Source organism: Okeania sp. SIO3B5 (assembly GCF_010692555.1).
Classification (GTDB): Bacteria; Cyanobacteriota; Cyanobacteriia; order Cyanobacteriales; family Microcoleaceae; genus Okeania.
The window spans coordinates 1-5716 of the sequence record NZ_JAAHHG010000600.1; the positions used below are offsets into that span (position 1 = coordinate 1).

4 protein-coding genes, 1 pseudogene and 1 CRISPR repeat array are annotated in these 5716 nt (G+C 38.8%); of the genes and pseudogenes, 4 read left to right on the forward strand and 1 reads right to left on the reverse strand.

Going from position 1 to position 5716, the window contains the following annotated elements:
* Positions 1-2: 2 nt before the first annotated feature.
* Positions 3-326: a CRISPR direct-repeat array (repeat unit 36 nt; unit sequence GTTTCCAACTAATCCGCATTAACCCAAGCGGGGGGG).
* A gap of 949 nt (positions 327-1275) precedes the next feature.
* The 4 genes from F6K54_RS39085 to F6K54_RS39100 all read left to right on the forward strand — a co-directional run bounded on the left by F6K54_RS39085 (position 1276) and on the right by F6K54_RS39100 (position 4353).
* The gene (locus F6K54_RS39085; protein ID WP_293089601.1) at positions 1276-2544 is read left to right on the forward strand and encodes a serine hydrolase; all 1269 of its coding nucleotides are present in this window, start codon (positions 1276-1278) and stop codon (positions 2542-2544) included.
* Positions 2545-2574: 30 nt separating this feature from the next.
* Positions 2575-2754, forward strand: a complete 180-nt coding sequence (locus F6K54_RS39090) for a hypothetical protein (protein WP_293089603.1) — start codon at positions 2575-2577, stop codon at positions 2752-2754.
* Positions 2755-3756: 1002 nt separating this feature from the next.
* Positions 3757-3975: a DUF4327 family protein gene (locus F6K54_RS39095; RefSeq protein WP_124144506.1), complete on the forward strand. Its 219-nt coding sequence runs from the start codon at positions 3757-3759 to the stop codon at positions 3973-3975.
* A 132-nt stretch (positions 3976-4107) separates the two neighbouring features.
* Positions 4108-4353 (forward strand): zinc ribbon domain-containing protein, encoded by a 246-nt coding sequence (locus F6K54_RS39100; RefSeq protein WP_293089607.1) that lies wholly within the window; start codon positions 4108-4110, stop codon positions 4351-4353.
* 821 nt (positions 4354-5174) lie between these two features.
* Here the strand turns inward: F6K54_RS39100 and F6K54_RS39105 are convergent.
* Positions 5175-5657: pseudogene (locus F6K54_RS39105) on the reverse strand (serine/threonine protein kinase); the annotation flags it as partial.
* Positions 5658-5716: the final 59 nt, after the last annotated feature.

Below are 5716 nucleotides of genomic sequence, written 5' to 3' on the forward strand. Positions count from 1 at the left end.
TAGTTTCCAACTAATCCGCATTAACCCAAGCGGGGGGGGCTCCAAGCACTGGATATAACCACGCCTTAGGTGGTTATTGTTTCCAACTAATCCGCATTAACCCAAGCGGGGGGGCAGCTTTTGGCTATCTCTTGCCTGGGGATAACTTTTCGTTTCCAACTAATCCGCATTAACCCAAGCGGGGGGGATATAAAACATAATATATTAGTCATACCATTTACGTTTCCAACTAATCCGCATTAACCCAAGCGGGGGGGCGGTAGGGGAGAAGCGTAAAAACTCGCCTTAAGGTTTCCAACTAATCCGCATTAACCCAAGCGGGGGGGAGTTACGTTTTAGAACCACGACATAGCAAGACTTTCAGACCCCCAAATATACACGCCCCTTTGATAAAAAAATCAACAAGGCAAATTTTGCCAAAATGACGACCCTCAAACCCGCTCCTGGCAAGGCATATACACGGGTTAACGTGAGAATCAGGGTTCCAGCGATTCTGGGAGGCGTGTATGTGGGGTACCATGCAAAGATGAAAAACAACCTTTTAACCACTCCTAAAATACTATAAATGACTAAAAAGCTTCTGCTATTCATTTGTCGAGGTACTTTATACCTTTGCCATTACTTTTTATCTTAACTTTAACCATACAAATTGTCAACCTCTTTTTGGAAGTCAAAAGTCAAAAGCCATTGGAAGTCAAAAGTCAAAAGTCAAAAGTCAAAAGTAAGAAATTATTATAGAAGTCCTTTGAGAAATCAGAAGTAAGAAATTATAAAGTTAGAAATTAGAAGTTACACCAGATTTCAAGTATATGAAGTACAGGTATTAACAATTAAATCTTCTCAATGCGGGCATCTTGCCCGCGATGAGTGTACTAAGGTGGAATCCGCTGTATATAGAACCCCTTTGAGAAAGAAGTTAGAAATTATATAGAATCTAATCATGAAGTCAAAAGTCAAAAGTCAAAAGTCAAAAGTTAGAATTTTTGAAATCAAAAGCAAGAAATTATCAAGTTTAGAAGTCAGAAGTTAGAAATTATATAGAATCTGCTTATATGGTATATTTTTATAATTCTATAATTACTTCAATCTCTCGTACTCTCTTACCGAAAAAATTTTGGTTTAAAGCCTTCCCTCAATCGGGGATAGTAAAGAAAAATTTTCCTTTGAATCAATCCTATCCGTTTTAAAGGAAAGGTCATTATTAATTATTAATTATTAATTATTAATTGTTGAACATTTAACTATCTCAGTCCAATACTTATTATTTCTCAGAAAATGCACGCAGAAAAGTTACCACCTCAAACATTTCATCGAGTCCGTCCACCATCTCGGCTAGCCAAGAAACGTCCATTAAAAGTACGTCGGCGAGTTAAAACAAAAAATACAAAACTAACATTATCCCAGTTAAAATATAAAAATATCCTCATATTAGTCGCCATATTAATGACTGCAAGCTGGGTTATTACCCTACCTTTCAGAAGTCGCACAACTTCACCCACAGCTCAACCTTCTCCTCAAACCTCAATATCACCTACTCTCGTACCACCCTATGTACGCCCAGTTCCTCAACAAACTCCAGAAGACTTAGGATTTGCCTACAATGTTCGCAGACAACCCCCTCTACGTTATAACCCTCAACTACAGGAAATAGTTGATGAATTAGTTAAAATTTCTGAAGAAAAAGGCTTACCAACAGAACCCTTATCTATTAGTTTAATAGATGTTAGTAAGCAAGATATTCATACGTTTGCCGGATATCAAAGCCAAGAAGTGAGATATCCTGCCAGTGTCTCTAAATTATTTTGGATGGCTGCATTTTATGGGGCAGTAAAAAAAGGTTTAGTTGAAGACGAATCTAAGTTTCATGAAGACTTGAGAGCAATGATGCAGAAGTCTCATAATGATTCTGCAAGTAAAATTTTAGATGCAATTACTGATACTAGATCGGGGAAAACATTAGAAGGAAAAGAATTAGAAAAGTGGTTAGAAAAAAGAAAGTCAGTCAACGAATTTTTCCATAAAGCAGGTTATGAAAATTTAATAGTTAGCACAAAAAATTATCCTCGATATTCTCCTAGTCAAGAAGGCCCTGTAGGTCGCGATCGCCAACTCAGGAAGAAAAATGGTAAGTTTCTCAGAAATTTGATTTCCACCGATCATGCAGCAAGACTAACCTATGAAATATATACCAGGCAGGCAGTTTCACGGCAATATAGTACAAGAATGGCTTATTTGTTAACTAGAGATTTAACACCTGAAGTATGGCAAAACGATCCCTACAATGGAATCAAAGGTTTTCTCGGCGAATCTTTACCTAGCAATATTTATTTCGGTTCTAAAGTTGGTTTCACTAGCAAGCATCGTATGGATGTAGCATTTGTGAGAACTTTGGATGATCAAGCTATTTATATTCTGGCAGTCTTTGCAGAAGATCGTGCTTACGCCGCAGATGAGAAAATATTCCCCAAACTGTCTCGTCATGTTTACGATCGCATGATGGCATTGAATAGCTCTCGAAAAGAGGGAGTAGGGAGTAGGGAGTAGGGCTGTTTCATTCTCGATAGACACGGGGAGGTGGAGACACGGGGAGGTGGAGACACGGAGACACGGAGACGCGGAGACACGGGGACACGGGGAGGTGGAGACATGGAGACACGGGGAGGTGGAGACACGGAGACGCGGGGACGCGGAGACACGGGGATGGAGGTTTTTAAGTGGTGTTCCCTTCAGAGCTTAAAGCCACTTATTGACTGAAAAATCGGCAAATTTTGGCAAATTTCACTGTTCCACTATCCCCTAATCTCTGGTTCTCCCTAAATCCTTAATCTACAATACTTTAAAACAGCCCTGAGGAGTAGGGGGAAAGAATTGATGAATAAAAGTGGAATGATTGATTTTATTTTTTACAGCATATTTCGGGTAAATGATGTACAGGGTGAATGGTGAAAATATTGCAGTGCGGGCATCTTGCCCGCGATGAGTGTACCTCATAACAGCGGAAAGTGCTGTATTATTGAAGGTGTCTAATTTTAAGTAAGCTAACTTTGTCTCATTGGATACAGATGCAATTACGTCATTTAAGTTATTAGTAAGCCTCCTATAGTCAGAGCTATGCTAACAGTACCGACTGCTGAGGTGCTTATTTAGGGGTTACTGAAAAAGCTTGAAAACATTGACTGATATTGGTTTTAGCAATTTTTAGTCCCGAAATTGTACAAGCTTTTAGGTCAAAAAGGTGCAAAAAGTTAGCAGAAAAAGTTTAGTAGGACAGAAAAATTAAGAGATAATTGTTCCAACTACATCTTCTATAACTCCCATTCCTCCTGACTCTTAACTACTCCCTACTCCCTACTCCCTACTCCCTACCTTCACCATCAGACTTTTTCAACAAACCCTATTTAATGCTTGCTACAAATGATTGATAGGCGGATGGCATATATGGCTAAATTTATCTGAAATATATATACAATTTTATGTTACAAATTATAATAAAATCAAATAGAAAGATTTATTATCTTTATCATATTACTTACTTTTTTTCAAGCAGTAAAACTTGTAAAAACTGACTTGAATAAAAAAACCTCACTATTGATTTTTAATGATTTAGTTTTACTTATAATACCTTGCCAAAAGTATGTGTGTTAAACTATAAAACTAGAAGGTAACTTCCCCAAAAGCACAAAAAATCCACGAATCGGTAAAAGTGAGAATCGGGGAGTTAGTTTCTAGAAGAATTTAAAAAAATAAAGAGGTATTATGAGCCAAAAGGTTATACACCAGATGGAAAAATTTCAGCGTCAGGTGAATTCCCTCGTAGAATCTAATATAATCAAGCCAACAGATAGTATCTGGAAAATCGCCCTACTTTTTGGGGATAAGTGGCCTTATTGGAAAAAGCAACTTCAAGACTTTGATTTTTCTATGCAAGATCCAATCGGTGAAATTTTGGTTGTAGAAGTGTGGGAAGAAGATTAATCTAATTTCCTAATCAAATTAAGACTGATTAGGCTGAATAATTTTTGAGTTTAAGCGATAGAAATTGGTAGAATGTAGTCGATTAGCTCCAACATCTAAGCAATAACACTGAAAGTGTAGAATAATTAGGCGATAGCTCTACAAAACGGTTCCAAATTAGTAGTAGTTGATAGGTTTTTTCCATCATCAAAAACTTGCTTCTACTGTGGTCATGTTCAAGATATGCCGTTAAATAATCGGACTTATGACTGCCCTGATTGTGGGATATCTATAGACCGGGATCTGAATGCAAGTATTAACTTAAGAAATGCGGTCGGCTTGACCGCCAATGCCTGTGGACGGAGTGCTGCCGACAGTGACCGTAGAAGCAGGAAGTAAACAGTAAAATGTCGCAGTTGTGACGTTTTATATCGGTTTTATGAAGCAGTGAAACAAAATAGAACTTTTTAGTTTCTCAGGCTGTAATCAGGAAACTAAATTGATACCAAAGCAATTTTAAAACTGATAACTAAATAACTGAATACAGGTTGATTAGGATATATTAGAAAAAAAATCTGCTAGTTGTTAAACCTAAAAAATGACGGGAGTAAGTTAGCCAGCCCGTTTTAACGGCTGGTTGAATAACGGCACGCGGGTTTTAACCCGTATTAAAAATCTGCTATACTAGAGGAATAAGGAACAAGGTTTGTCGCTATGATCTTTAGCTAGTGCGGTGAGATTCCGGTGGACAGGAGACGGGGACGATGCTTCCTACGACGGCTGTTTGCGCAGCATTCGGCACCGAAAAGCAAGCAGGCAGCTAGAGCAGCGAGAAGATTGCTCCAACTTGAGTAAAACCACTCGTGAAAGCTATTCAAAAAAAAGTAAACTCACAGCTAGATTTCGTTCTATGCCGAGGAGTATAGGAGTCTGTTGATAGGCTTGAAGCAAATGTGGATTTATCCCATTTGCGGTGGGTTAACCACAGAATCCAGGGTGTTTCAACCCCTGGAGATGTCAAATCTAAATACATTTGTTTTCTTCAGAAGTTTTGTTTGTAATATAGAAACACAAATAGGCTAGGGCAATTATAAATACTCAAACTCAGTCAGGAATTACTTCTGACTTCTAAACTTCTGAGTTGCGCGTAGCGCTATATCTCTACCAATAACTCAAAAATTCTTGTACACACTGAGATATGTCAATACCGACGATGCACATCAAAGGCAATCTTTTAAAGCATCTGCCAGCTCTGGAGCAGTTTGATAGCGATCGCCAGGTAATGGTTGGGTAACTTTTTCAATTACCTCCCTTAGTTGTGGTGTAATAGTGGGAACGCTTTCAATATAAAACCGATAACCATTACCACGATTATCATAGAAGTGCATCGGACTTTGAGCAGTCAACAAAAAGATCAAAGTTGAACCTACCGCATATAGATCGGATTGAGTCAAAGGTTGTCCGCGGTCTTGTTCGGGGGCACTGTAACCTTCTGCGCCGATCCGCGTACCCAAAGGCGTTCCAATCTCTTTGACTGCCCCAAAATCTAGAACTATTATCCGGTTATCGCGGCGACGCACTAGAAGATTAGCAGGTTTAATATCCCGGTGAATCAGTGGAGGATCTTGTGAGTGAATATATTCTAGAATCTCGCAAGCCTGAATCATCCACTCAATTGCCTGTTTTGGCAACACCGGCCCTTGCACGATCCGTTATGTGAGGTTGCAGCAACCGGTATTTATTGGGATAATGGCCGGAAAGC

Excerpts from the sequence above, each read along its gene's own strand:
- F6K54_RS39095 (WP_124144506.1), top strand. The coding sequence starts at position 3,757 with ATGAGCCAAAAGGTTATACACCAGATGGAAAAATTTCAGCGTCAGGTG.
- F6K54_RS39085 (WP_293089601.1), top strand. The coding sequence starts at position 1,276 with ATGCACGCAGAAAAGTTACCACCTCAAACATTTCATCGAGTCCGTCCA.